This window comes from Thermodesulfobacterium thermophilum DSM 1276 (assembly GCF_000421605.1).
In the GTDB taxonomy this organism is placed as follows: Bacteria; Desulfobacterota; Thermodesulfobacteria; order Thermodesulfobacteriales; family Thermodesulfobacteriaceae; genus Thermodesulfobacterium; species Thermodesulfobacterium thermophilum.
Genome location: NZ_ATXI01000014.1, coordinates 24,320 through 50,139, shown reverse-complemented (window position 1 = coordinate 50,139; position 25,820 = coordinate 24,320). Strand labels below are relative to the sequence as shown.

At 36.9% G+C, this 25,820-nt stretch carries 24 protein-coding genes and 1 tRNA gene; 15 read left to right on the top strand and 10 right to left on the bottom strand.

The window, feature by feature from the left end:
• Positions 1–415: 415 nt before the first annotated feature.
• Positions 416–631, top strand: a complete 216-nt coding sequence (locus tag H529_RS0107355; protein ID WP_022855878.1) for a hypothetical protein — start codon at positions 416–418, stop codon at positions 629–631.
• Between the two features lie 5 nt (positions 632–636).
• Here H529_RS0107355 and H529_RS10570 read toward each other — a convergent pair whose 3' ends face one another.
• From H529_RS10570 to H529_RS0107335, 4 genes are all read right to left on the bottom strand, one after another.
• Positions 637–1,320, bottom strand: coding sequence for a hypothetical protein (locus H529_RS10570; protein ID WP_033396966.1), 684 nt, complete (start codon positions 1,318–1,320; stop codon positions 637–639).
• 261 nt (positions 1,321–1,581) lie between these two features.
• A complete protein-coding gene (rho, locus tag H529_RS0107345; RefSeq protein ID WP_028843120.1) occupies positions 1,582–2,835 on the bottom strand; it encodes a transcription termination factor Rho in 1,254 nt (417 codons plus the stop codon).
• A 203-nt stretch (positions 2,836–3,038) separates the two neighbouring features.
• Positions 3,039–3,111, bottom strand: a tRNA-Asn gene (locus H529_RS0107340).
• A 94-nt stretch (positions 3,112–3,205) separates the two neighbouring features.
• A complete protein-coding gene (locus H529_RS0107335) occupies positions 3,206–3,949 on the bottom strand; it encodes a hypothetical protein (RefSeq protein ID WP_022855876.1) in 744 nt (247 codons plus the stop codon).
• Between the two features lie 136 nt (positions 3,950–4,085).
• Between H529_RS0107335 and H529_RS12105 the strand changes: the two genes are divergently transcribed.
• Together H529_RS12105 and H529_RS11290 are read left to right on the top strand one after the other, a co-directional pair.
• Positions 4,086–5,291 (top strand): inositol monophosphatase family protein, encoded by a 1,206-nt coding sequence (locus tag H529_RS12105; protein ID WP_022855874.1) that lies wholly within the window; start codon positions 4,086–4,088, stop codon positions 5,289–5,291.
• On the top strand, positions 5,291–6,184 hold the full coding sequence (locus tag H529_RS11290) for a GGDEF domain-containing response regulator (RefSeq protein WP_022855873.1): 894 nt from the start codon (positions 5,291–5,293) through the stop codon (positions 6,182–6,184). The genes H529_RS12105 and H529_RS11290 overlap by 1 nt, the downstream gene beginning before the upstream one ends.
• Here H529_RS11290 and H529_RS0107315 read toward each other — a convergent pair.
• From H529_RS0107315 to H529_RS0107305, 3 genes are read right to left on the bottom strand one after another with little or no spacing between them, the layout of a single operon-like run.
• Entirely contained in the window at positions 6,181–8,172 is a 1,992-nt protein-coding gene (locus H529_RS0107315) for a ribonuclease catalytic domain-containing protein (protein WP_022855872.1), read from the bottom strand. The two genes, H529_RS11290 and H529_RS0107315, sit on opposite strands and share 4 nt — an antisense overlap.
• Complete coding sequence (gene hisA / locus H529_RS10555; protein ID WP_022855871.1) at positions 8,172–8,894, bottom strand: 1-(5-phosphoribosyl)-5-[(5-phosphoribosylamino)methylideneamino]imidazole-4-carboxamide isomerase; 723 nt, start codon at positions 8,892–8,894, stop codon at positions 8,172–8,174. Before hisA ends, H529_RS0107315 begins: the two co-directional genes overlap by 1 nt.
• Positions 8,895–8,897: 3 nt before the next feature.
• Positions 8,898–9,548: a hypothetical protein gene (locus tag H529_RS0107305; protein ID WP_022855870.1), complete on the bottom strand. Its 651-nt coding sequence runs from the start codon at positions 9,546–9,548 to the stop codon at positions 8,898–8,900.
• A 233-nt stretch (positions 9,549–9,781) separates the two neighbouring features.
• Here H529_RS0107305 and H529_RS0107300 point away from each other — a divergent pair, with 233 nt between their 5' ends.
• The 12 genes from H529_RS0107300 to hypD all read left to right on the top strand — a co-directional run bounded on the left by H529_RS0107300 (position 9,782) and on the right by hypD (position 20,904).
• Positions 9,782–11,101 (top strand): NCS2 family permease, encoded by a 1,320-nt coding sequence (locus tag H529_RS0107300; protein WP_028843119.1) that lies wholly within the window; start codon positions 9,782–9,784, stop codon positions 11,099–11,101.
• A 65-nt stretch (positions 11,102–11,166) separates the two neighbouring features.
• On the top strand, positions 11,167–11,721 hold the full coding sequence (locus H529_RS0107295; RefSeq protein ID WP_022855868.1) for an HD domain-containing protein: 555 nt from the start codon (positions 11,167–11,169) through the stop codon (positions 11,719–11,721).
• On the top strand, positions 11,718–12,647 hold the full coding sequence (mdh, locus tag H529_RS0107290) for a malate dehydrogenase (RefSeq protein ID WP_022855867.1): 930 nt from the start codon (positions 11,718–11,720) through the stop codon (positions 12,645–12,647). The genes H529_RS0107295 and mdh overlap by 4 nt, the downstream gene beginning before the upstream one ends.
• Before the next feature lie 10 nt (positions 12,648–12,657).
• The gene (locus H529_RS10550; RefSeq protein WP_022855866.1) at positions 12,658–13,737 is read left to right on the top strand and encodes a PIN/TRAM domain-containing protein; all 1,080 of its coding nucleotides are present in this window, start codon (positions 12,658–12,660) and stop codon (positions 13,735–13,737) included.
• A complete protein-coding gene (mutL, locus tag H529_RS0107280) occupies positions 13,730–15,415 on the top strand; it encodes a DNA mismatch repair endonuclease MutL (protein WP_022855865.1) in 1,686 nt (561 codons plus the stop codon). The genes H529_RS10550 and mutL overlap by 8 nt, the downstream gene beginning before the upstream one ends.
• Positions 15,412–16,332, top strand: coding sequence for a tRNA (adenosine(37)-N6)-dimethylallyltransferase MiaA (miaA, locus tag H529_RS0107275; RefSeq protein ID WP_022855864.1), 921 nt, complete (start codon positions 15,412–15,414; stop codon positions 16,330–16,332). The genes mutL and miaA overlap by 4 nt, the downstream gene beginning before the upstream one ends.
• The gene (locus H529_RS0107270) at positions 16,320–17,201 is read left to right on the top strand and encodes a YicC/YloC family endoribonuclease (protein WP_022855863.1); all 882 of its coding nucleotides are present in this window, start codon (positions 16,320–16,322) and stop codon (positions 17,199–17,201) included. Before miaA ends, H529_RS0107270 begins: the two co-directional genes overlap by 13 nt.
• 17 nt (positions 17,202–17,218) lie before the next feature.
• Positions 17,219–18,094, top strand: coding sequence for a UbiA-like polyprenyltransferase (locus tag H529_RS0107265; RefSeq protein ID WP_022855862.1), 876 nt, complete (start codon positions 17,219–17,221; stop codon positions 18,092–18,094).
• Complete coding sequence (locus H529_RS0107260; RefSeq protein WP_022855861.1) at positions 18,095–18,886, top strand: ParA family protein; 792 nt, start codon at positions 18,095–18,097, stop codon at positions 18,884–18,886.
• A 91-nt stretch (positions 18,887–18,977) separates the two neighbouring features.
• Complete coding sequence (locus H529_RS0107255; RefSeq protein WP_022855860.1) at positions 18,978–19,571, top strand: CDP-alcohol phosphatidyltransferase family protein; 594 nt, start codon at positions 18,978–18,980, stop codon at positions 19,569–19,571.
• Between the two features lie 3 nt (positions 19,572–19,574).
• A complete protein-coding gene (locus H529_RS0107250; RefSeq protein ID WP_022855859.1) occupies positions 19,575–19,814 on the top strand; it encodes a HypC/HybG/HupF family hydrogenase formation chaperone in 240 nt (79 codons plus the stop codon).
• Positions 19,777–20,904, top strand: a complete 1,128-nt coding sequence (gene hypD, locus H529_RS0107245; RefSeq protein ID WP_022855858.1) for a hydrogenase formation protein HypD — start codon at positions 19,777–19,779, stop codon at positions 20,902–20,904. The genes H529_RS0107250 and hypD overlap by 38 nt, the downstream gene beginning before the upstream one ends.
• 100 nt (positions 20,905–21,004) lie before the next feature.
• Here hypD and H529_RS0107240 read toward each other — a convergent pair whose 3' ends face one another.
• The 3 genes from H529_RS0107240 to H529_RS0107230 form a co-directional block, all read right to left on the bottom strand.
• On the bottom strand, positions 21,005–22,702 hold the full coding sequence (locus H529_RS0107240) for a nickel-dependent hydrogenase large subunit (protein WP_022855857.1): 1,698 nt from the start codon (positions 22,700–22,702) through the stop codon (positions 21,005–21,007).
• A gap of 44 nt (positions 22,703–22,746) precedes the next feature.
• Positions 22,747–23,667 (bottom strand): hydrogenase small subunit, encoded by a 921-nt coding sequence (locus tag H529_RS10545; RefSeq protein ID WP_022855856.1) that lies wholly within the window; start codon positions 23,665–23,667, stop codon positions 22,747–22,749.
• 166 nt (positions 23,668–23,833) lie between these two features.
• Complete coding sequence (locus H529_RS0107230) at positions 23,834–25,783, bottom strand: aldehyde ferredoxin oxidoreductase N-terminal domain-containing protein (protein ID WP_022855855.1); 1,950 nt, start codon at positions 25,781–25,783, stop codon at positions 23,834–23,836.
• Positions 25,784–25,820: the final 37 nt, after the last annotated feature.

Below are 25,820 nucleotides of genomic sequence, written 5' to 3'. Positions count from 1 at the left end.
AAAAAAGCATCTTTATAGGATTGTTTCATCTGAACCATGTGGGATATAAAGAAAAGAAGATAAATTTCTGTAGTACATGGAAAGGTAGTTTCATCTGAACCATGTGGGATATAAAGTAAAACACTACATTCTTTTCTTTTAAGAAATTGAAGGTTTCATCTGAACCATGTGGGATATAAAGGACAATTATAAAGCTTTTATTCGTAAATTTACAATAGTTTCATCTGAACCATGTGGGATATAAAGTTTGTACATACAGTCCTCGTTTCTCCATATCGGATAGTTTCATCTGAACCATGTGGGATATAAAGGGAACTCCCAAATCAATTGGCAATGTTAGAAATATATTTTGTTTCTTTAGAAATTAGTAGTATACTTTAGTTAATGTATTCTTTTAACTTTGGAATACATTCGTATGCCTGCTATGTTGAGTTTGTCTTTAAAGTCTATCATAGGTCTTCTCATCGGTCCTTTGATGGTTTTATTTTTTATTACATTTTTAGTTGTTTTTTTAGTTGTTGTGTTTTTAAAAAATTTAGTAGAAGCCTATTTGATTCCTTATCTTATAAAAAAGAAAAAAAGGAGATATTTAAGAAGGCTTCTTAAAGAAAAACTTAAATATCTCCCTTAATATTTTTATTTATTTTTTAAATAAATATTTCTCAAATATTCCGGTAGAAGTTGAACAGGATAAGTTTTCTCTCCAATTTTATCTAAATGCCACCACCAGTGGTCAAAAGGATACTTTTGAGGATCATCAAATAAGTCAGAAGGATCTGCCCCTTTTTGTAATACGACTTCTATTAACATAAGATCAGCGATTTTTACGTCCTCTTCCTCATCAAGACCTTGTTGATGAATTTCTTCTCTTGTCTCTAAAAGGGCAGGTGCAGAAGCATAATAACGCAGATCGTCAGGAAATTCACAAAATAAAACCCAACTTTTTATTAATTCACTTTGATAAGAATCGTAGATTAACCTGATCTCACCTTTTAAAGCTTTTTCGTAAACTACTCTAAGATATTCAGGAAGGAGTTCTTGGGGATAGGATTTTTCAACAATTTTATCTAAATGCCACCACCAGTGGTCTTGAGGATACTGCATCGGCTCATCAAAATACTCTATCAACCCTTTTCCCTTTCTAAGCAAAGTTGTAATAAGGTTTAAATCTGCCTTTTTCACCTTTGCTTCACTATCAAGCTCTTGTTGATGGATTTTTTCTCGAATCATAAAAAGATCTAAATCAGTAGCATGATATCGAAATTTAAAACAAGGAGGTTCACATAACAGACACCACTCGTTAATAAGCTTGTTTTTCATGTTTCCTTCCTATTGAATAATAGCTTTATGTATCTTTGAATTATTATATAAAGTTTATAAAGATTGTCTAATTTTTATATTACATGTTAGGGCAAAAATATCGCTCTACAAAATGCAGAGAGGCTTTTCTTTTTTCTGAGAGGATTGGTAGTATTAAATCTGATGCCTATCTTACATTTTTTCTAAAGTCGAGGAAAGGTTTAAAATAGGAAACCTTGGTAGAGCCTTGGTAGGTGGTCCTGACCAAGGCTTTCTGTCGATTTACTGATTCATTTTGCTTAAAAAGTCTTGGTTGCTTGAGGTGTCTTTCATTTTTTCGATAAGGAACTCCATACATTCTACTGAAGAGAGAGGCGAGAGAACCTTCCTTAATAACCAGACTTTATGAAGAATATCAGGAGGTAATAAAAGTTCTTCTTTTCTTGTACCACTAAGATGGATGTCTATGGCAGGCCAGATCCTTCTATCAGCCAAGCGCCTATCTAAGACTATTTCCATGTTGCCTGTACCTTTAAACTCTTCGAAGATTACTTCATCCATACGGCTTCCTGTATCTATAAGACAGGTGGCAATGATAGTAAGGCTGCCTCCTTCTTCTATGTTTCTTGCAGCTCCAAAGAACCTTTTGGGCTTGTGTAAGGCGTTGGCATCAATTCCTCCTGAAAGAAGTTTTCCGCTTGAAGGAACTACCACGTTATAAGCCCTAGTTAAACGGGTAAGACTGTCAAGTAAGATTACCACGTCATATTTACATTCAACCAATCTTTTGGCCTTTTCTATAACAATTTCTGCTACTTGGGTGTGCTTTTGAGGTGGTTCATCAAAGGTAGAGCTTACGATCTCAGCCTTGGGAACTATTCTCTGCATTTCTGTTACTTCTTCAGGTCTTTCGTCTATCAAAAGGATGATTAAATGCACATCTGGATAATTAGTTACTATTCCGTTGGCGATATTCTGCAACAAAACCGTTTTTCCTGTTCTCGGAGGTGCAACGATAAGACCTCTTTGTCCTTTTCCGATAGGAACAAATAAGTCTATAATCCTGGTTGAAAGATTATCGGGGGTGTTTTCTAACCTAAGCCATTGGTTAGGATGGATAGGGGTAAGATGGTCAAAAGGGGTTCTGGTTCTAACTATTTCTGGTGAAAGATAGTTGACTTTCTCCACCTTGGCTAAGGCGAAATACTTTTCTCCTTCTTTAGGTTGTCTGATGTAACCAAAGATCGTATCTCCAGTTTTTAGACCAAACTTTCTTATTTGTGGAGGAGAAACGTATATGTCTTCTGAACTTGGAAGATAATTGTAGTCGTTAAACCGCAAAAAGCCAAAGCCTTCTGGTAAAACTTCTAAGACGCCTTCTACGATGATTTCTACACCTTTATTAAGCAAGGTACTTATGATGTTGTAGATTACATCGGATTTTTTATAGTAGTTATAGATGTTTTCTATGTTTAATTGTTCTCCTATAGAATAAAGCTCCGTAAGGTTTTTTCTCCTAAGTTCTGAAAGATAGATTGGGCTACCTAATTCTTCAAGAACTTTCTCTACACTGTCTTCTGAAGGAACGATACTTTTTCCTTTTTGGATTTCTTCCATTGGCAAACTCCTTTGATTTAATTTTTAGACAAAAATTTTTTAGACATCTAAAGAAACCTAATGGTGGAATTTTTAGATTAATTCAAAGATAGATTCTCACAAGTTAAAAAATTAAAAATAAGCTCCCCGGGCAGGACTCGAACCTGCAGCCTATGGGTTAACAGCCCACCGCTCTGCCGATTGAGCTACCGGGGAATACTTCATGAGATATTCATAAAAATAAATTAAAATCATATTTTGTCAAGGCCCTTAAGAGGGCTAATGTTAAAATTTTTCAATCATTTGAGGGTTAATAACAGGATAAAACCACATAGGCAGAAAGTTCTACTGTTTGTTCTTGTTTGGGGCTTGGAGGTTCTATCGTTGCTTTTTCTTCAGAAAAACTTCTAATAAAAGAGGCTTTTGGGATGACGATGTTTTCACTGCGTTGGTCAAGGTTTAGGGTAGTGATATGACAGGATTTATTAAGGGTTGTAGAAACTTTTTCGGCAAATTTTATAGCTTTGGTTATTAAGGTTAATTTTAACTCTTCTGTAATGGTTTCCAGGTCTTTTTCTGTTATCGTCCAGTAGGTGTTGGTTACAGAAAAATCAAGTTTATCACTATACATCTTTTTAGCCTCTTCAAACATAGAGTAAACCTTGGTTTGTTCGTTGGGATCTTTTAGCTCAAAAACATAAGAAAGGAAGCCTTTATAACCATAGCATACCTGTTTATCTTTTATCCATTGACAGTCTTTGTATATATTGTACCTTCCTCCCTGGTATTTTAGCTCTAAGGCCTTTACTTTTTTGTCTATCGTACCTAAAAGGTTTATGACTTCTATCTCCTTAGGTAAAGGTTGGGTAGATGCTTCAACAGCAAGCTTCAACACATTCGGTATGATTTCCTTTTTTTCTTTGAGTGAGGTTGAAACAGTCGTGATCTTAGGATGACCACCTTTGGTTTCTGCGTAAACTAATCCCTGGTTTAAGAGAAAGGTCCCCCAAGCTATTACCATCAAAATTATCATTGACAAGCCTTTGTTATCCATGTTGCCCTCCAGTTTCTGATAGTAAGCTTCTACAACATTTTGAAGTTAAAACTTATTTTTGTCAACCTGTCGATCATTAATAAAAATAAGCAAAGTGTCTTGTAATTTTGGAAGATTATAATATCCTTTATTTATCATGGATTGGATAAAGCTGATAGACCCTCTCAAAAATTTGGTTTTAGAAGTTGGCAGTTTTCAAAAACAGTCTTATTTTTCTTCGGTTGAGGTTTTTCATAAAGGAAAAATAGATCTGGTAACCTCTGTTGACCTTAAGTCTGAGGAAAAGCTTAAAGAAGGTTTGAAACGGATTTTTCCTTCTGCTTCTATTTTAGCTGAAGAAAGCTATCACCCTGAAAAAGAGTTGCCCGAGGTTTTTTGGTTGGTTGACCCGTTAGACGGAACTACCAATTTTGCTCATCGTCTTCCCTGGTTTGCCATTTCTGTGGCTTTGATGCAAGGGAAAACCCCTGTTTTAGGGATGGTTTATAATCCGATGACAGAAGAGCTTTTTTATGCAGTACGAGGTCAAGGGGCCTACCTAAACGGGAATCCTATTAGGGTTTCTTCGGTAGATAACTTGTTATCTTCGCTTTTATGTACTGGTTTTCCTGTATCTAAAATCATGGATAGTCCTGATTTGTTTATCCCTTTATTTAAAGAGTTTATGACAAAATGTCAGGGAGTTAGACGTTTTGGTTCTGCTGCTCTTGATTTGGCATACGTTGCCTGTGGAAGGTATGAAGGTTTTTGGGAACCCTATCTTAAACCCTGGGATACCGCAGCTGGAATCCTTCTTGTGGAAGAGGCAGGGGGTAAGGTTACAGATTATTTAGGTAACCCTTACCATCCTTTCCTAAACACCATAGTGGCTTCAAACAGTCATATTCATCAAGCTATGATAGAGATAACCTCAAAATACCATCTAGATACCTTTAAACCGTATAAAAATCCTTTTCCTACGGTAGATATTATCATTAAGTTTGGCGATGGAATCGTGTTAATCTATAGAAAAAATTACCCTAAAGGGTGGGCATTACCTGGAGGTTTTGTAGACTATGGAGAATCCCTGGAACAGGCAGCGATAAGAGAGGCTAAAGAAGAGACTAATTTAGACATAGAGCTCGAATATCTTCTTGGTTGTTATTCAAATCCTGACAGAGACCCAAGGTTTCATACTATTTCTACAGTATTTGTGGCTAAAGGTAAAGGGACGCTTAAAGGAATGGATGATGCTAAAGAGGCTCGAGTATTTAAGTTAGAAGAAATTCCATGGGATTTTTTAGTTTTTGACCATGCACAGATCCTTAGAGATTTTTTAAAAAAAGAAAGAGAGGAATTTTAGTGAAGTTAGCTAAGTGGTTAAATTTAATAAAGACAGAGCTTAAAGAGGATCCAAAAATTTTAATTTATGATCAGGGAAAAGAAGTAACTTTTTTTTTGGAAGAAATTTTAGAGCCCTATAAGGTAGAAATAATAAGTGTGGAAAGGCTGGAGTTTTCTAAAGAAGACCTTTTTCAGTTGGTGGTATTGGTGGGGAGAGGAGGAGAAGATCTTTCGTTTCTTTTAAACAAAGTTAAAGAATTCTACGAAGAATCTAAGGTGTGTGTGGTTTTAAACTTTTTAAAAGAGGAAGATATAGCACGTTATTTTGACTTAGGCGCAGATGAAGTTGTTTTTAAACCTTTTACTATAAACGAACTTAAAGCTAGGTTGGCTAAACTTTTTAAAGAATATTACCTGGATAAAAAAATAAAGCGTTTTTTGATAGAAGACCCTTTGACAGGGGTTTATAACAGGAGGTTCTTTGAAGAAAAACTAAGAGAAGAAGCCTATAAAGCCCTTAGGCAAAGACATCCTCTTAGTTTAATGATGCTAGACCTTGACAATTTTAAATGGTATAACGATAATCTTGGACATCAAGAAGGTGATGCTTTACTAAAGCTGGTAGGGGAAACTCTTTTAAATAGTGTAAGAGCAGGGGTAGACCTGGTTTTTAGATATGGAGGAGACGAGTTTGTTATCTTATTACCGTATACTACCAAAGAGCAAGCTGTTCAGGTAGCTGAAAGGATTAAGAAAAACTGGGAGATATATAACATCCCTAATGTTAAGATTTCTATTGGTATTGCTCAGCTAGAAGATAAGGGGGATTTAGAAAAGTCTATAGAAAATATGCTTGCAACAGCAGATGCTTTGATGTATTCTGAAAAAAAGGCTAATAAAAATTTAATTTAATCAAGTTTCAGTCTTAATATTTCTAATCTGGGGTTGACCTTTTCTATTTTAACGATTATTTCTTGCCCAGGATTGAGGTTTTCTTTGAACCCTATCAGGTCTCCTGTAAGGTTAAAATCAACCAGGTATACTTTGGCCCTTTTGTTTTGTACCTGCAAAACCAGTCCTTGTAAAGGTTGGTCTTTAACCTGGGTTTGCAAGTATTTAAGTAGAAAATATTTTTCTCTTTTGTTTTGAAGAAAGGTTGCTCTTTGAAGGTTAGTTTGCAATTCTGGTAAAAATTGGTTGAGTTCCTTTTCTGAAAGAGGAGGGGTACCAGCGATAAGAGCCTTTAGCTGATATTGGTTTACCAGGTCTGCAAACCTTCTTATCGGAGAAGACAAGGTAGCATAAGCTTCAAGTCCTAATCCAGAATGATATTCTGGAAAAAGAGAAATTTCAGATTTCGCAAGATATCTCAGTTGAAGGAGCTTAAGATAAAGGTTTTCTTCAAAGTTTTCTATTACTTCTATGGGTTTAGGTTGGGAACGAAAAATTCCAGGAATTTGATTTTGTTGGAGTAGTTTGGCTCCTAAGTAGTTGGTAAGAACCATAGCTTCAGCCACCAACATTCTGGCAGGGGTCATTTCTACCTTGAAAACTGAAATAGTCCCATCCTCAGACACCTTAACCTCAACCTCAGGCAAAAAGATAGCGATAGCCCCATTTTCTTCCCTTTTTCGTTTAAACTGCATAAGAAGTTGATAAAGTTTTTGCCAGAAAGGTTCTCCAGAACTGAGATATGAGTCTACCTCTTTATAAGTAAGTCTCTTTTTTACCTTAATAAGAGAGGAGGTGGCTTTAAATTCTTTAAGCTCTCCGTCTTTTTGCAGGTAAATCTTAAAGGTTAAGGCAGGCCTTATTTCTCCTTGTTTTAGACTAAATTTTTCGTGAGAAAGGGAAAAAGGTAGCATGGGAATGATTTTTTCAGGAAGATAAAGGGTTAAAGTTCTTTCTAAAGCACCATTCCAAAGAGGGGTCCCAGGTTTTATAAATCCAGCCACATCTGCGATATGAACATAAATTAAATATCCCTCTTTTGTCTCTTCAAAACTTAAGGCATCATCAAAGTCTTCTGTCTCTTCAGCGTCTATGGTAAAAGTCTCTAAATGTGTTAAGTCTTCTCTAGGCTCATCCTCTAATGAGGAACGAGAAATCTCTTCCGCCTGTTTTATTTCTTCCAAACTAAAGTCTAAAGGAAACTTTGTTTTTAAAAACTCTACGTTTTCGTCTTCCTCAAACAGGTTTAGCTTAACTAAAAGGTCGAAAATCTGATTTTGTTCCTTAATTTCTGTCTTTTCTAAAACGTCTTTAATTATCTTTCCTGAGGGACTCTGCTCTTCCCATAAAAAATATTCTTTTAAAGCAGTTCCCCAGAAGTCTATAGTTTCTTGGTCAAACTTTTCTATAGATCCTGCTTTTAAGGATTTTATAAACTCTATACCTTGGTTTAATTTTTTTAATCTTTCGAGTTCTTTTTCTCTCCTATGAATTTCCCTTTCTACTTCCTCTCGAGGCATTATTTCTACTTCGTTAGGTGCTTTTAATTTAAAATAAAGTTTAGCCTCGCAGACCTTTCGTAAAAACCCTGCGATTTCGTCTTCTTCTGGTACTTTTCCCAGGAAAAGTTCTACCAGGTCTTTAGCTAATAAAATGGGTTGTTCTTCGTCAACTACCACTTCCCAAAGTTCTTCTAAGTTAAAAATATCTTTTAGTTTTTCTCTTTTTTGATTTTTTTCTCTTAAAAGGGTCTCCACCTGGGTTAGGTCTTTTGATGAAATTGGTTTTTCTTCAAAGGATACCAAAGCATGGTAGTTGATGGACTCTTCTTTGCCAGAAGGTAAAACTATATGAAGGCGTTTTCCTTTTACGTCTTTAACATAAGCAGTAGTTATTTTTTCTCGAGAGAAGATATCTACTATCTTATTTTTTAAAAAATTAAGGTCCATCACTCCGCAAGTAATAAGGCTTCTCTGAGGTTTAACGTGCCTTCATAAAGGGCTCTCCCGGTTATAACCCCCATCAACCCTGAATTTTCATAAAGTTTTAATTTTTGAATATCTTCTAAGGTGGAAACCCCTCCTGCTAAGATGATAGGATGTTCTGAAACCTGAAGTGCCTTTTCTAATCTATCCAGTTCTACTCCTTTTTGGGTACCATCTCGTTCGATAAGGGTTAAAATAATCCCAAAAAGTTTAAGACCCTTTAGATTTCTTATAAAATCCAAATAGTTTACTTCTGATGTTTCCAACCATCCTGCTATGGCTATCTTTTCACCTCTTACGTCTACACTTACGATTATTTTCTGAGGATATTTATTGCATAAGGTTCTTAACCAATCAACCGAAGAGACAGCTTTAGTTCCTAAGATGACCTGAGAGACCCCATTTTTTAGATAGGTCTCTACATCTTCTTCTGTTCTTATCCCTCCTCCTACCTGGACAGGAATGTCAAGACCTTGGGCAATTTTTATTACCAGGTCTTTATGGACTGGTTTCCCCTCCTTGGCACCATCAAGGTCTACTATATGAAGTCTTTTAGCTCCTTGTTGTCTAAAAAATCGGGCATATTCTTCAGGGTTTTCTCCATATACTTTAGTTTTCTCATAATCTCCCTGAAAAAGCCTTACTACCTTATGATTTCTTAGGTCAATAGCCGGTATTACCAACATTTGTTACCTCTTGGCACCAGGAAATTTTTGTAAAAGAAGTTCAATTCCATTTTCAGCCAGTTCCTTAGCGGTAAGCCATTTGATTTTTTTGTAGATTTTAAGGTTTAATAGGTTTTCACTTAAAGGTTTCTGGGTCTCGTCAAACATTTCTGCCCAGACAATTTTTCCTGAAGAACCATCATAAAGTACCAAGACAAAGGCCACACTTGCTGGCTCGTTTACAGAAAAACCACTCCCTTGTCTTTCCTGGTAGCGATAAATCCTTCCGTAAAGGATAGCATCTACCCCGGTTTTAGAGGCTAACCTTTTAATAAATTCAGGAAAACTTTGGCTTTCGGCAAGTGTTTCTAAAATCAGAGTTTCAGCCTCTTGAGGAACAAGAAATTTAAACTGATAAGGAAGGTTGGCAGTTAGTAAGCGTTCTTTTAATACTTGGCTAAGGGTTTCTGAGGCTGACATCTTGATGGGACCTGAAATAAATCCTTTAAAAGGTACTATAAAAATTTCTCGTTGCTCTGGATTATAATATTCGAAGGGAAGAACTAAAATAGTCTTAAAAGAGGTAGTCTTAGGTTTGGTTTGAGGAGGTGTAGTTGCACAGCCTCCAAACAATAAAACCAAGCATATCCCAAGGCAAAAAAGAAAATTTCTCATAAAAACCCTCGTGGTTAATTTTATTATTATCATGTATTATAACATACTAAACAGGTTTATCCACTAAAACGAAAAAACAAAAGAGTAGTAAACCTGAACACACCAACCATGATTAGATTGATTTAGAAAGTTTCGTCTTATGGTATTAAAAAATTAAAACTTCAAGTTGACGAAAAGAAGTTTTATTAATATATTTGCATTATATTTTCAAAAAAATTAAAGGTTTAGGAGATATGCTACAAAATTTAGAAAGTTTTGTCCAACGGATCTTTAAGTTAAAACAAAGAAATACCGACGTAAAAACAGAGTTTATAGCAGGTTTTACCACGTTCATGACGATGGCTTATGTGCTTGCGGTAGTACCTTCTATCCTTTCTAAGACGGGAATGCCAAAAGAACCTCTTTTTACCTCTGTAGTTTTGATGTGTATGTTTTCTACTTTTTTGATGGGAGTTTATGCTAATTTACCTTTTGCTTTAGCCCCTGGGATAGGGTTATGTGCCTTTTTTACTTATACCGTGGTTTTAGGGATGGGATACTCTTGGCAAACAGCTCTTACCGCTGTTTTTTTAGAGGGCATAATTTTTATCTTCCTTACGATCACTAACTTCAGGACTGCTATCGCTAAAGCTATCCCTGAGAATTTGAAAAGAGCAATTTCTGTAGGCATAGGACTTTTTATAGCCTTTATAGGGCTTCAAAATGCTCATATTGTGGTTAAAAACCCTAATGTTCTTGTTCAACTTGGAGACTTAACCAACCCTGAAGCCTTTTTAGGGCTTTTAGGAATAATCATTACAGGGGCTTTACTTTTCTTTAAGATAAAAGGGGCTTTGCTTTTGGGTATTCTTATTACCGCAGTCTTGGGTATCCCTTTGGGAGTAACTCGATTAGAGGATTTTCAATTTTTGTCTTTACCCTTTTCTTTGTCTCCGGTTTTTTTTAAGTTTGATTTTAATAACATTTGGTCAGGGGATTTTTTAATCGTCATCCTTACCTTTCTTTCTATAGATCTTTTTGATACCATCGGCACACTTATAGGAGTTTCTACTAAAGCAAGACTTGAAGAAAGATTTGAAGAAAGTATAAGCTTTAAACGAGGACTTTTGGTAGATGCTATAAGCACAACCTTAGGGGCTATTTTAGGGGTTTCGACAGTTACTGCTTACATAGAAAGTGCTTCAGGAGTTACAGAAGGTGGAAGGACAGGACTTACTTCTGTTTTCACTGCTTTCTTTTTCTCTTTAGCTTTGTTTTTTTCTTCTCTTTTTTTATTAATTCCTCTTGCTGCTATAACTCCTGCTTTGGTGTTGGTAGGGCTTTTTATGTTAACCGCCATCAAGGAAATAGATTTTGAAGATTACACCGAAGGATTGCCTGCCTTTTTAACCATCATGTTCATGCCTTTAACTTTTAGCATAGTAAACGGCATAATCATCGGAGTATTAAGCTATGTCTTTTTGAAGCTTTTATCTGGTAAAAGAAGAGAAGTTCCTATCCCTACCTTTTTGATAGCCTTGTTTTTTATAGTTAAACTAATAATAGGTTTTTAGGTTTATGATAACTTCGGTTTACAACGTGATAGATGGGATTATAATTTAAATATTAGGTCGATCCTATGGATCCTTTAAGTTTGCTTGAAAAATACGGCAGAGATAACCCTGAGTTTTTAAATCTTATCGTTAAACACTCTCAGGCAGTTGCTAAAAAGGCTCTGGAAATAGCCAAAAAATTTCCCCAAGTAAACTTAGATTTTGTTTATAGAGGAGCAATGTTGCATGATATAGGCTGTTTTTTTACTTATTTCCCTAAGTTTAATGAAAAAGCTACAGAGCCTTATATTAAGCATGGAGTGATAGGTAGGGATATTCTTGAGAAAGAGGGATATTTAGACCTTGCTTTGGTTTGTGAAAGACATATAGGGGTGGGTATTACCAAGCAAGAGATCATAGAAAAAAAACTTCCTCTTCCCCCGAGAGATATGGTACCGCAAGCCTTAGAAGAAAAAATCGTAGCCTTTGCAGACAAATTTTTTTCTAAAATTCCTGAAAGGGTGGATAAAGAAAAGTCGGTAGAGGAGATTAAAAGTGAACTTAGGAAGTACGGAGAAGAGAAGGTTCGTATCTTTGAAACTTGGTATAAAGAATTTTTTAACAGGGAGGGGAGTTTATGAGTAAGTTGGCTATCATTGGAGCAGGTGCAGTTGGGACAAGTTGTGCCCATTGGGCGATGGTTAAAAATACTGCCCGTGAGATTGTACTTATCGATATAATCCCAGACCTTGCTAAAGGTAAAGCTTTAGATTTGGTGCAAAGTTCTCCCCTTTTTGGATTTTCAGGAAAAATATGGGGTACAGAGGATTTTTCAGCCCTTGAAGGGGCAGACGTAGTGGTGATAACTGCTGGTAAGCCAAGACAACCAGGGATGTCAAGGGAAGATCTGATAAGCATTAACGAAAAAATAGTAAGTTCTTGCGCAGAAAATGTTAAAAAATATGCTCCTCAAAGCATAGTAATCGTAGTTTCTAATCCTCTTGATGCGATGGTTTATGTAGCTTTTAAAGTAACTGGGTTCCCTAAGGAGAGGGTTATCGGAATGGCAGGAGTGCTTGATTCAGCTCGTTATCGTTATTTTTTAGCAGAGGCTTTAGGGGTAAGTCCTAAGGACGTTCAAGCCCTGGTGATGGGAATTCATGGAGATCTGATGCTTCCTTTGGTGAGATTGGCCAATGTGTCTGGGATTCCTGTTACCGAACTTCTTCCTAAGGAAAAAATAGAAGAGATAGTTTATAGGACTAAGTTTGGTGGAGGAGAAATTGTTTCTTACCTTAAAACAGGTAGTGCTTTCACCACACCAGGCCTTTCTGTGATAGAAATGGTTGAAAGTATTTTAAAAGATGAAAAACGGGTGTTAACCTGCTCTGTTTACTTAGAAGGGGAATATGGAATCGAAGGGGTTTTTTTGGGAGTACCTGTGGTTTTAGGAAGAAAAGGGGTAGAAAGGGTGATAGAATTCAAACTCTTGCCTGAAGAACAAGAGGCTTTAAAAAGGTGTGCCGAACACTGTAAAGAACTGCTTTCGTATTTGTCTATTAAGTAAAGGAGGTGCAATGCTAGGTGGTAAGCATCTTTTCCAAATCATCTTTATAGCTGTTTGTACTATTTTGGGTGGTGGCATTTTGTTTTATTTTTATCCTGAAAAAGGCTACGTTTTTCCGTTATTAGGTGGGGCTGCAGGTTTTTTTCTTGGTGTATTGGTTATTTTTATAGAAAAAAGGATAAGAGATCTACCTTTTCTACAGTTGTTAGGGAGCTCCATTGGTTTGCTGGTAGGATTAGGGGTTGCTAAACTTTTTTCTTCTGTATTCCATCAGGTTTTAGGCAACACGGTTTGGGAGATTTTTCTTTATATCATGAGTATGTTAGGATTAGGATATTTAGGTCTTGTTCTTGGAGGTAAAAAATTTCAAGAATTAAAAGTTTCTGACATGATAGAAAAGATTTTAGAAAAGATAGTTACTAAAGCTCTTACTCCAATTTCCACCGTTTCTAAAAAATTAGCTAAAAAGGATTCTCAAAGGGATTGGCTTAAAGAAAATTTAAAGGTGCTTGACACCAGTGCTATAATAGATGGTAGAATTGTAGATGTAGCAAAAGTAGGGTGGGTTGAGGGTAAACTTATAGTACCCAAGTTTATCTTAGAGGAGATTCAATTTTTATCAGACAGCACCGATCCTATCAAAAGAGAAAGGGGACAAAGGGCTTTAGATTTACTAAACGAATTAAAAAATCTTCCTAAAGTAGACTTAGCAATCGTGGAAACTAACTATCCTAAAATGTCTACCGATGAAAAACTTATCAAGTTTTGTAAAGAAACAGGGGCTAAACTAATTACCACAGATTATAACTTAAATAAAATCTGTCAGTTAGAAAAGATAGAGGTACTTAACATAAACGACCTATTCTTGGCCTTAAGACTTCCGGTACATCCAGGTGATGTACTTAAAATTTATATACTAAAAGAAGGTAAAGAAAAAGGACAGGGAGTAGGTTATCTTGAAGACGGAAGCATGGTGGTAGTAGAAAATGGAAGGGCTCTTATAGGAAAAGAGGTAGAGGTGGTGGTAACCAACCTTTTACATTCTTCAAGCGGAAGGATAATTTTTACTCAGATAAAAAAACATGCCTAAAATTTCGATTTTACCAGAAGAGATAAGAGGAAAAATAGCCGCGGGAGAGGTGGTAGAAAGACCTGCTTCCGTGGTAAAAGAATTGGTAGAAAACTCTTTTGATGCTCAAGCTTCTTATATCAGGGTGATACTAAAGGAAGGAGGGTTAAAAGAGATTTCTGTTTATGACGACGGAGAAGGGATGGATTTAGAAGATCTAAAGCTTTGTTATCACCATTTTGCTACCAGTAAGATAAAAAATCTTGCTGATGTTTTTAAGATAGTTACCTATGGATTTAGGGGCGAAGCTCTTGCCAGTATTGCCCAAGTTTCAAGGATGTCTATAGCAAGCCGAAGAGAGGGACAAGATATAGCCTATCAGATAGAGGTTGAAGGAGGTCGAGAGTTAAACATAAAGCCTGTTAACCTTAAAAAAGGGACTTTGGTAGTGGTAAGAGATCTCTTTTTTAACCTACCTGCAAGAAAAGCCTTCCTTAAATCTCCTAAAACAGAAACTTTAAAAATAACCGAGGTGGTTAAGGGATTAAGTCTTTCTCATCCTGAAATCAGGTTTGAGCTTAAAGCCCAGGACGAAAAAGAAAAGATACTTTTTTCATGGGAAGGGGGGACTTTACCAAGTCTTTTACAAAAACTAACAGGAATCGATCAGAAATCTTTTAAAGAGGTTCGATTAGAAAATCCACCTTATATCATAGACTTAATCCTTACTGATACCTCTTATACCATTCCTCATACGAAATATATCTGGATATTCGTAAATCAAAGATGGATAAAAGACGAAAAAATAGTTAAGATCCTTCTTACTGCGTTAAAACCGTTTTATGGAAATCTTGGTTTTCCGGCAGGAGTTGTATTTATTAAAGCTCCCTATCATCTGATAGATGTAAACGTACATCCTGCTAAATGGGAGGTAAGGTTTAGAGATGAAAAAGCTTTACATCGTTTATTTAATTCGGCTATAGAAAAGATTTTTGCTGAGAAAAAATTTTATTACCCACAACCTTTCTCAGAGGAAAGCTTAAAGACTAAAGAAGACATTTTGGACTATAAAAAGGATTGGCAACCTTTGGTTTCTTCAAGAAAAGGATCTTTTTCCGCCTCTGAGTTTCAACTATCAACGTTTAAAACCAGGGATTTTAAATACTTAGGAAGTTTTTTGCAAACCTATCTGTTGGTAGAAAGAGGAGATAAACTTTACTTGATAGACCAGCATGCCCTTTCAGAACGCTTGATGTTTGAAGAATTAAAGAGGCGATATAAGAAGGGAGCTTGTCAAGAATGTCTGTTTCCTTTATCTTTAAGGTTGACCCAAGAGGGATTAGTTAATTTTAAGAATAAAAAGGAAGCTTTAGAAGAGATGGGGTTTGGTTTTGAAGTGCCTGAGGATAAAGTTTTTTTAACTAAAGTCCCTGCAGGTTTTGATGAGGAAGTGAGAGAGGTGTTAGAAGACCTTTTAGAAAATGATTTTGGGGATCCTAAGGTTTTATTGGATGAGGTTTTGGCAGGTTATGCTTGCAGGCTTGCTAAGAAAAAAGGAGACTTTCTGCATGAAGCTGAGGTGTATCAGTTATTAGAGAAGTTTTTTGAAGACAAACTTCAAACCTGTCCTCATGGGCGTCCTCTTTATTGGATGATCGAAGCCTCTGAAATAGAAAAAAGGTTGAAGCGTAAGCTATGAAGATACAGGGATTGGTGGTCTTAGGACCCACTGGAGTAGGGAAGTCTGAGGTAGGATTGTTTTTAGCCAAACATTTAGACGGAGAAATCATAAACTTTGATTCTCTACAGTTTTATAAAGAGTTGAACATAGGTACAGCTAAACCTACAGAAAAAGAAAAAAAAGAGGTCCCTCATCATCTTTATGATGTTTTAGACTTAGAAGAAGAGTTTAACGCCGCAAGGTTTGTAGAGTTAGCTGATAAAGTTATAGCTGAGATACTGACCAGGAGGAAACTCCCTATCTTAGTTGGTGGTACAGGACTTTATCTTAGGGCGTTAGAGTATGGCCTTTTTCCAGTAGAAATACCTGAGGACATCAGAAAAGAAGTCCAAAAAAAGGCAGAACAAAATTTAGAGGAATTATATGAAGAGCTTAAGAAGGTTGACCCTGAATATGCCCACAAAATTTCGCGTAGAGATAAAGTGAGGATTACCAGGGCTATGGAGGTCTTTTATACCACCGGAAAGCCTTTTTCTTCTTTTCATAAGGAAAATCCTTTTTTTCATAAAAAGCGGTATAATTTTCTCAAAATAGGTTTGCTTTTACCCAGAAAAGAGCTTTATCAACGGATAAATCAACGAGTTCTCAAGATGATTGAGGCAGGGTGGATAGAGGAGGTTAAAAGGCTTTTGGAAAGAGGTTTTGGTCCTTACTTGAAGGTGTTTAAAGCGATAGGTTATGGATACTTGATAAAATATTTAGAGGGAGAGATTAGCTTAGATGAAGCAATAACCCTTATTCAAAGAGATACAAGACGTTATGCCAAAAGACAGATTACCTGGTTTAAAAAAGAACCGGATGTAGTTTGGTTTTCGCCCGAAGAGAAAGAAAAAATCTTAAACTCGGTAAAAGAGAGGTTATCATGGAAAGCATGACAGGTTTTGGTAAGGCCAGTTTTCAGATAGATAGTTTTAAGGTTACGGTGTATATAAAAAGTGTAAATTCGAAATATTTAGACCTTTCTTTAAAATTACCAAAAAGGTATACTTTTTTAGAAGAAAAGATAAGAAAACTAATAATAGAGCAAGTTTCTCGTGGGAAAGTGGAAGTTCAGATAAAGCATACAGGAATTCCTTCTGATGGAAGAGAAGTCTTTTTAGACCTTCAGACAGCTTTAAACCTTAAACAGGCCTTGGAAAGATTAAAAGAAACCTTAGATTTTGAAGAGGGATTAACCCTTTCTGATTTTTTGAGGTTTAGAGAATATCTTATGTTAGAGGATAAAGAAGAGGAGGTTGATAAACTTTGGGAAGAGGTTTACCCACCTTTAAAGGAAGCTTTAGAACAACTTAAGGCCTCAAGGCTAAAAGAGGGGACGTATTTAAAGGAGGTGTTAAAAAAACACTTAGAAGACCTAAAGAAACAGATAACTGAAATCGAAACCTTAAAACCTCAGGTAGTCCAAGAGAACACCGAAAAATTAAGACTTAGGCTTCAGAAACTTGCAGAAGAGATAGAAGTTAGAGATTTAGACGAAAACAGATTTTATCAGGAACTGGTATATCTTCTTGATAAGATAGATTTTACCGAAGAACTAAACAGACTAAAGGTTCATCTTAAACATTTTGAAGAGACCTTAGAAGAGGATTTCCCAGGGAAAAAGCTTGACTTTTTATGTCAGGAAATGTTTAGAGAGATTAATACTTTGTCTAACAAAGCACAGTCCTCTGCCATTTCTTTGGTGGCGGTAAGGATAAAAGATTTGATAGAAAAACTGAGAGAACAGGTTCAAAACATAGCTTAATTTTTAGGAGGGAGAAATTGTTATCCAAGCTTAAACTTTATTCAGACCTTTTAAAGTTTGAACACACGGTTTTTGCCCTTCCTTTTGGCCTGGCAAGTGTATTTTTACTCTATCAAGAAGTTCCTTCTTGGAAAAAAATCATCGCTATTTTGATAGCTATGATCTCAGCCAGAACCTTAGGGATGGCTTTAAACAGGTTAGTTGATAAACCCTTTGATGAAAAAAATCCGAGAACCAAGATCTGGCCTCATGCAAGCGGCTTGGTAAAAGATTGGGAAATAAAACTTCTTATTTCTATTAGTGGGTTGGTTTTTATGATAAGTTGTTATTTTATCAATCTGTTAGCTTTAGCCTTAAGCCCAGTTGTGATTTTTTTCTTATGGTTTTACCCTTATGCTAAAAGGATAACCTATTTTCCTCATTTAGTCCTTGGGGTAGTTTATTTTCTTATTCCAATAGCCGTAGATATAGCCTTAAACGAAAGGGTCAGTTTGATTGCCTTTTTGTTAGGTTTGGCTATGGGGTCCTGGGTTTCTGGTTTTGATGTGCTTTATAGCCTGCAGGATTATGAGTTTGATAAAAATGTAGGGCTTAAGTCTATTCCTGTTAGATTTGGGATAGCCAAGGCTCTTAAAATAGCCAGACTTCTTCATGGGCTCACCTTTTTTTCGTTAGTTTTAGCAGGAGTAGTTTATCCTAAGACTACCTGGGTTTATTATTTAGGCCTCTCTTTGATCACCCTTTTTTTGGTCTTTGAGCATCGCTTGATAACCGAAAAGGATCTTTCCAAGATAAACAAGGCTTTTTTTACGGTAAATGGTTTTATCAGTTTTGTTTTTTTGTTAGTGGTTGTTCTAAACGAGTTGTACTATACTTTTGGACTAAAAGGATAGATGAAGGTATTAGCTTTTATCAACCAAAAAGGTGGGGTGGGGAAAACTACGGTATGTGTTAACCTTGCCCGGGCTCTAACCTTGGAAGGTTTTAAGGTTTTAGTGATAGATTTTGACCCTCAGGCCAACGCCTCAAGTGGTTTAGGAGTTAGGGTCAAAAAACAACAAAGCATCTATCAGGCAATCATAGAAGAAAAAGTAGAGCCTTTTATCAAACAGCCGTTTTCAGGTCTCTATCTTTTGCCTTCTTCGATAGACCTTGTAGGGCTTGAGATAGAGCTGGTAGATTATCCTCAAAGAGAATATGTGCTTAGAAACCTTATTGAAAAAGGGACTTATTTGCAACAACCGATAAAAGAGTTTTTCGATTTTATTTTTATCGATTCACCCCCTTCTCTTGGTTTGATAACCGTTAACATCCTAACAGCTTCTCAGGGAGTAGTTATTCCTCTTCAGTGCGAATATTATGCCTTAGAAGGGCTATCTTTATTGGTAAGAACCATAAAGGGAATTAAAAAAAGTTTAAACCCTGAATTGATGCTCTTTGGGTTGGTTTTAACGATGTATGACGGAAGAAATCGTCTTTCTCATGAAGTAGCTGAGGAAGCAGAAAAACATTTTAAATGGATTATTTTTAAGACTCGCATCCCAAGAAGTGTAAAGGTTAGTGAAGCACAGAGTTTTGGAAAACCTGTTATTGATTATGATAGACAAAACAGGGTTTCACTTGCGTTTAAAGAGTTATCCTTAGAGTTTCTTGATAGAATAAGGGAGAGACAAACTTTGGGATAAGATGTAAGTAATGGTAGTACAACTTTCTTGCTATTGAAGATTTACGAGAATGTGAAATAATATAAGAACTAAAAGTTAACAAGGTTTTAACATGTCAAAGATAAACTTAAGCGAGACTGCCAGAAATTTAGCTCAACCAATATTGCTTCCTTTGGTAAAAGTACTCTCTGGTCTTAACGTCCACCCCAATGCTATCACCATCCTTTGTTTTTTGGGGTTTGTTTTAAGTTCCTTTTTTATAGCCTATGGAGAGTTTGTGGTAGCTGGTATTCTGCTACTTCTTTTTGCTCCTCTTGATGCCTTAGATGGTGCTTTAGCCAGGTTTACCAACAAAGTCTCACCTTTTGGGGCTTTTTTAGACTCAACTTTAGATCGTTATGGAGAAATATTTATATTTCTTGGTTTTTGTTATTACTTTATTGCCTATAATCAACCTTATCAGGCTCTTTTGAGTTTTTTAGGGATTACAGGGTCTTTGATGGTAAGCTATGCCCGAGCAAGGGCAGAAGGGGTAGGGTTTGAATGTAAAATCGGAATGTTTACCAGGTTTGAAAGGATCACCTTTTTGATTATAGCCCTTATTTTTGATCTAATTACGTTGTTTTTGGTGGTAATTTCAGTTTTTACACATTTAACTGCCATACAAAGGATTTTGTATGTATACAAAAATCAAAAAAGGAGTTAAAAGATGTGTTTGGCCTATCCTTATAAAATAGTAGAAGTAAAAGACGAATGGACGGCTATTGCTGAAGTTCAAGGAGTAAAAACTGAAGTAGCCCTTCATCTTCTTCCTGAAAAGGTAAAAGAAGGGGATTGGGTGTTGGTGCATGTAGGTTTTGCCATTAAAAAACTTAGTGAAGAAGAAGCTCAAGAAAGTTTGAGGTACTGGGATGAAATACTCAGGCTCACTCAACCAAACGTGGAATAGCTTTAAAGACCCTCAAAGGGTAAAAGTTTTAGCGGACCTCATTAAAAGAGAGGTAGAGAGTTTAGGTAACCCCGTAAACATTATGGAGTTCTGCGGGGGGCATACCCATGTTATCTTGAAAAACGGCTTAGATGAGCTCCTTAAAGGTTATATCAATTTTTTACATGGCCCAGGCTGTCCGGTATGTGTAACTGCTTTAGAAAGAGTAGATTTAGCCATTGAACTTGCCAAATTACCTGATGTTATCCTCTGTACCTATGGAGACTTGATGAGAGTTCCTGGTTCTAACAAGATTAGTCTTTTAACCTTAAGGGCTGAAGGCTATGAGGTGCGCCCCCTTTCTTCGTGTTTGGAAGCCATAAAAATAGCCCAGGAGTTTTCTAATAAAAAAGTAGTGTTTTTTGCCATAGGGTTTGAAACCACCGCCCCTCACACCGCAGTTCTTATCAAACAAGCCCATCAATTAGGTATTTCAAACCTTTGGGTAGTATCAAATCATATTTTAGCCTTAGAAGTCCTTGACTACCTCTTAAAAAGTGAAGAAAAACCTTTTATAGAGGCTTTTATAGGTCCAGGACATGTAAGTACCATTACCGGAGTTCAGGTCTATCAACCGATAGTGGAAAAATATGGCACCCCAATCGTGGTTTCAGGTTTTGAGCCTTTAGACCTGTTGCAGGCGGTTTATCTGATAGTTAAACAAAAGAAAGAGGGAAGATGTGAGGTAGAAATTCAGTATACCCGTACGGTGGATAAACAGGGCAACTTAAAAGCACAAGAACTTCTAAAAGAGGTTTTTGTGATAAGGGATTCTTTCCCTTGGAGAGGTTTAGGTGAGATACCAAACAGCGCTTATGCCATAGCACCTAAGTATGAATCCTTAGACGGAGAAAAGTTTTTTAATCTATCTCTTCCTTCTTCTAAAGAACATCCTCAGTGCTTGTGTGGAAGGGTTATAAAAGGGCTTAACAAGCCTATTGACTGTAAACTTTTTGGTAAAGCCTGCACCCCTCAAAATCCTGTAGGTCCTTGTATGGTCTCTTCTGAAGGGGCCTGTTTAGCCTATTTTAAATACAGAAAAACAGTTTAGTTAAAACTCAAAAATATTGTAAAAATCCCTTTTTATAATCCAAGAAATAAAAAAGGGAGCCTTTAAAGGCTCCCTTTTTTATTGGTTAAAATTTGAAAACTTAGAGTACTTTTACTCTTTTGATTTCCTTACCTTTGGCATCTAATAGATGGACAGCACAGGCTATGCATGGGTCAAAGGAATGGATGGTTCTTAACACCTCAAGTGGTTTTTCAGGGTCAACCACGGGGTTATTGATCAAGCTCTCTTCATAAGGACCACGTTTTCCTTTTTCACATCTTGGGCTCATGTTCCAGGTAGATGGAACAACTGCTTGATAGTTTTTGATTTTACCTTTTTCTATAACCACCCAGTGAGAAAGCGTTCCTCTTGGGGCTTCATGAAAACCAACACCCTTAATCTCTTTGGCAGGAAATTCAACTTTATTCCAGATAGCATAGTCACCTTTAGCGATGTTTTTCTCAAGAAGGTTTAGATGTTTGAGGGCAAGGTCAGCAAGCATGGCTGCTCTGATGGCTCTGGCTAAATGTCTTCCCATCGTGGAGTGAAGGTCATCCACCGTCAAGTTGACACCTAAAGCTTTAGCTTTTTCTACCGCATAGTTGACCCACTTCATCGTTAATTCATGTTTGGCAGCGATACCCACCAATACTTGAGCCAATGGTCCAACCTGCATAGGTTCACCCTTAAAACGAGGAGCCTTAGACCAACTGTATTTTCCGTTAGGATTGAAGTCAGTATAATTAGGAACGGTTTCGCCCTGCCAGGGATGTTTTGGTCCAGTATCTTTGTACCAGGAATGAGCTACACTTTCGGTAACGTTGTCTCTAAAATAAGGATCGTTAAAGCTTTTGATCGGGGTATAAGTAGACAAGTCTCCGTTAAAGATGGTTCCACCAGGGAGGTCAAATACTGTTCCTTTGGTGTCAAGAGGAAGGTCTGGGACTGCTAAGTAGTTAGCAACTCCTCTTCCGATTTTAAACCAGTCTTTGTATAGACATCCTACAGCAATCACGTCGTTAAGATAAACCTCTTGGATAAAATGTTTTACTTTCATGAGTAATTCACGGGCATAATCTAACCTTTCTGCGTTAAGGGTAGCTAAGTTGTCAGGATTGATGGCTAAAGCTACTCCACCTACTACCAACGTTTGGATATGAGGGGTTTTACCTCCAAAGATAGCAACCACTTTGTTAGCGTCAAACTGATAGTCTAAGGCAGTTAAGTAATGAGCTACAGCAAGTAAGTTTACTTCAGGAGGAAGTTTCATCTGTGGATGTCCCCAGTATCCATTGGTAAAAGGTCCAATCTGTCCCTTTTCTACAAACTTTTGAAGGGTTTCTTTTACCTTTTTAAAATAAGTAACAGAGTTTCCTTCCCAATGAGACAGGCTCTGAGCAAGCTCAGCAGTTTTTTTGGGATCTGCCTGTAAAGCAGATACTATATCTACCCAGTCAAGGGCTGATAGATGGTAAAAATGGACCATGTGGTCATGCAAAGCATGGGCACAAAGGATGATGTTTCTTACATACTGAGCATTTAAAGGAATTTCCATTCCTAAGGCGTTTTCTACTGACCTAACAGAGGCCATAGCATGAACGGTTGTACACACACCACAGAACCTCTGAGTAAAGGCCCAGGCGTCCCTTGGGTCTCTTCCTTTGAGGATGATTTCAATACCTCTCCACATCTGCCCAGAAGACCAAGCATTTACTACCTTGCCTCCATCCACCTCTACATCTATTCTTAAATGTCCCTCTATCCTGGTTATGGGGTCTATGGTAATCCTTTTAGCCATAAGTTAACCTCCTTTGTAATCTTTTTTTAGATGTTAGTATTTTTTTATTCCATAATAGGTTTGTAGAAGGGGGACATTTCATCCCAAAAGTCTGGTTCAACACATCCCATACATCCGTGACCAGCTCCTACCGGCCAGGCACCTACATCACAGAATTTGATCACACCACAGTTAGCATAGGTAATAGGCCCTCTGCATCCTACTTTGTAGAGACAATAACCCTGTTTGTGTCCTTCGTCACCAAAGGCTTCAGCAAAACGACCTTCATCAAAGTGGGGCCTTCTTTCGCAGTGGTCATGGATAAGCCTACCATAAGCAAACTTTGGCCTTCTAAGTTTATCTAATTCAGGAAGTTTGCCAAAGGTAAGGATATAACTGATGGTAGCAAAGAAGTTGTAGGGGTTAGGAGGACAACCAGGGATGTTGATTACCTTTTCACTTCCGATAACCTGAGGCACACCTACCGCACCTGTAGGATTGGGTTTAGCTGCTTGTACTCCTCCAAAGGCAGCACAGGTACCCATGTTGATAACCAGCTTAGCATCCTTTGCCACTTCTTTTAAAATCTCTATAACAGGTCTACCACCAACCTTACAGTAAATACCACCATCTTTGGTAGAAACAGCTCCTTCTACCACACAGATGTATTCTCCTTTATAGGTTTTGATGGTTTCATGAAGCACCTCTTCTGCCTGCTTACCAGCAGCTGGCATCAAGGTTTCATGATACTCAAGGTTAACCATTTCAAGCAAAAACCTTCCTAAAGGTGGATGTGAAGACCTGAGAAGTGATTCGGTACATCCGGTACACTCCATAAAGTGCAACCATACTACCGTAGGTTTAGGACCCTTTTTCAGGGCTGCTTCTACTTTTTCTACCATAGAAACAGGAAGCCCCATCGTAGCGGTAACTACTGTACATATCTTTAAAAAATCCCTTCTACTAAGGTCTTTGAGGTTAAACATACGCATACCTCCTGTTTGTATTATCTTTAATTAAAAAAGATTACAGTTTTTTGCGAAAAAAGTCAACTTTAGTTTTTCAGATTTTTTTTTATAATAGATTAAATAATTTAAATTTGACAAAAATTTTTTGATAAAATTCTTTTGATTTCTTGCTTTTTTGACGTTTTTAGGAAATGCCTACTAAAGAAAGATAGGTAAGATAAAACCTTTCAAACCATTCTAAGTAGGCTCTTTTTTTATTTTTAGTAAACTTAGTGTACCATTTAGAAAGGCTTAACTCTTCTGCTAAGGTACAGAATATATCTGTGGCTTTTTCACTTTCTAACGGTTGAGGTAAAGCTTTAGCCTTAAGACTATAGATTCCTATGTTTCGATAAACCTCTTTCATCTTTTCTTCATATTCAGATATTCCTAATTGTTGGTAAAGAGATGGAATGAGGTTTTCGGCCCAACCTCTGTGGAAACGGCAAAAAGCTGCGTTGGAAAGGCCAATTTCTTTGATGGCTCTTTGATAGACCTGTTTAGCAAACTCTTCAGGAGAAGTAAAGGCTAAACAGTAATCTGTCCAGTACTTACCTGTTATAAAAATAGGAATAAGGAATCCTTTGGTCCAATAAAAATTAGGGGTCATATAACCATCTTCTCCATAAGGTTGATAAAGGGCTAAATCCCTAAAAGAAAGACCTACTGAGGTAATTCTGTCTTCATAGAGATTTTCTAAGTAGTTAATCGCCTGTCTTAGACCTTTTTCTGCGATAAGCGATAAGATTTTGTTTTTCTTACTAACTAATCCTTCTATAATCTCGATAGCTAATTTCCCGTTAACTTCCCAGGCCTTAGGATTTAGTTTAAAGGGATCCAAACAAGGAGGCTCTGAAATTCCTACTTCTTCGCAGGTTAGAAGTTCTTTTTGTATAGCCTCAAGTAAAAACATCACCACATGTCCTGCTTCTATAGCATCAAGCCCTTTTTGGTCTATCAGGTCTACGATTTTTGAAGCTAAATCTAAGTTAAAAACTCCTATTAAAGGCCCAATCCCTTGAAAAGGTTCGTAGTCTACCTTTTTCCCTTTCCATACCTTTTTACAAGCTACCGGACAGGGTTCTCCACAGGTTTTCCAGGTTTTAGCTTGTTCAAAGGTAAGCTCTTTAAAGGGTTTCCAATAATAAGAAAGGATAAGGTCAGCTAATTTTTTTCGAAACTCTCTTTTAAGGTATATACTGTTAAAGCAAAAGGTAGGCAACCATTCTTTGTAATAAGGATAGTTAGACCCAAAGGTGCCTCCTGCTCCTATTTTAGGGTCAAATCTATACTTTAAGGTAGCTGAGTTTACTGCTGAAGTATAATCTCTGGAGGTAACTTCTTGAAAAAACTTGGCAAATCTTTTAACATCTGAGAAAACCTCAGGAACCTGGGGACTGGCCTCTCCACCTACCACCAGCCCAACCACCCCATGGGCTTGAGCTAAAACTGACCCTGGACCTGCCCTTCCTGCAAAGTCTTCGCTTCCTTGGATAAGATCTTTTTTCTCAGGGTTTACGTCTATCGATACCAAAGCCCCAAGTTTAGTAGAAAAAGCTCCTTCCCCAACTACTACAGCCCTTGCTCTATTTTTAACGAAAAATTCTGAGTAATTGTCTAAAAGATATTTGGTGAGGGCATAAGTTCCTTTATATCCATGATAGTTGTCATAAATTTCTTCAAGTTTTTCTTTTTCTATTGTTTCAAACCTTAGGTTTATCCCTTCAGTACGTCCCTCTACAAAAATAACGACAGGTTCAGGACTTTTACCAAAAATGGCAAATCCATTAACTCCAGACCTTATGAACTTATAGCCCACCCCTCCTATTTCTGATACATGTAATCCAAGACTTTCTGGACTCCTAAATACCGCTACCAACCTGTGGGTACCAAAAATTTTCCCTCCAGCAAAAGGTCCAGTCCCTAAAAAAAGTACGTTGGCTCCAGAAAAAACCTCTTCCTTAAAGCTTTCTACTTCTTCTAAGTGTATTCGTATTCCTATATCTACAGGACCTAAATAAGGTGGGATCGGATAATTTTTGATTTCCCAAGTTTTTTGGTTTACATCTATCCACAAGACTTTATATTCAAGCATTTTAAAACCCTCTAACCGGTTGATGTAAAACGAACTT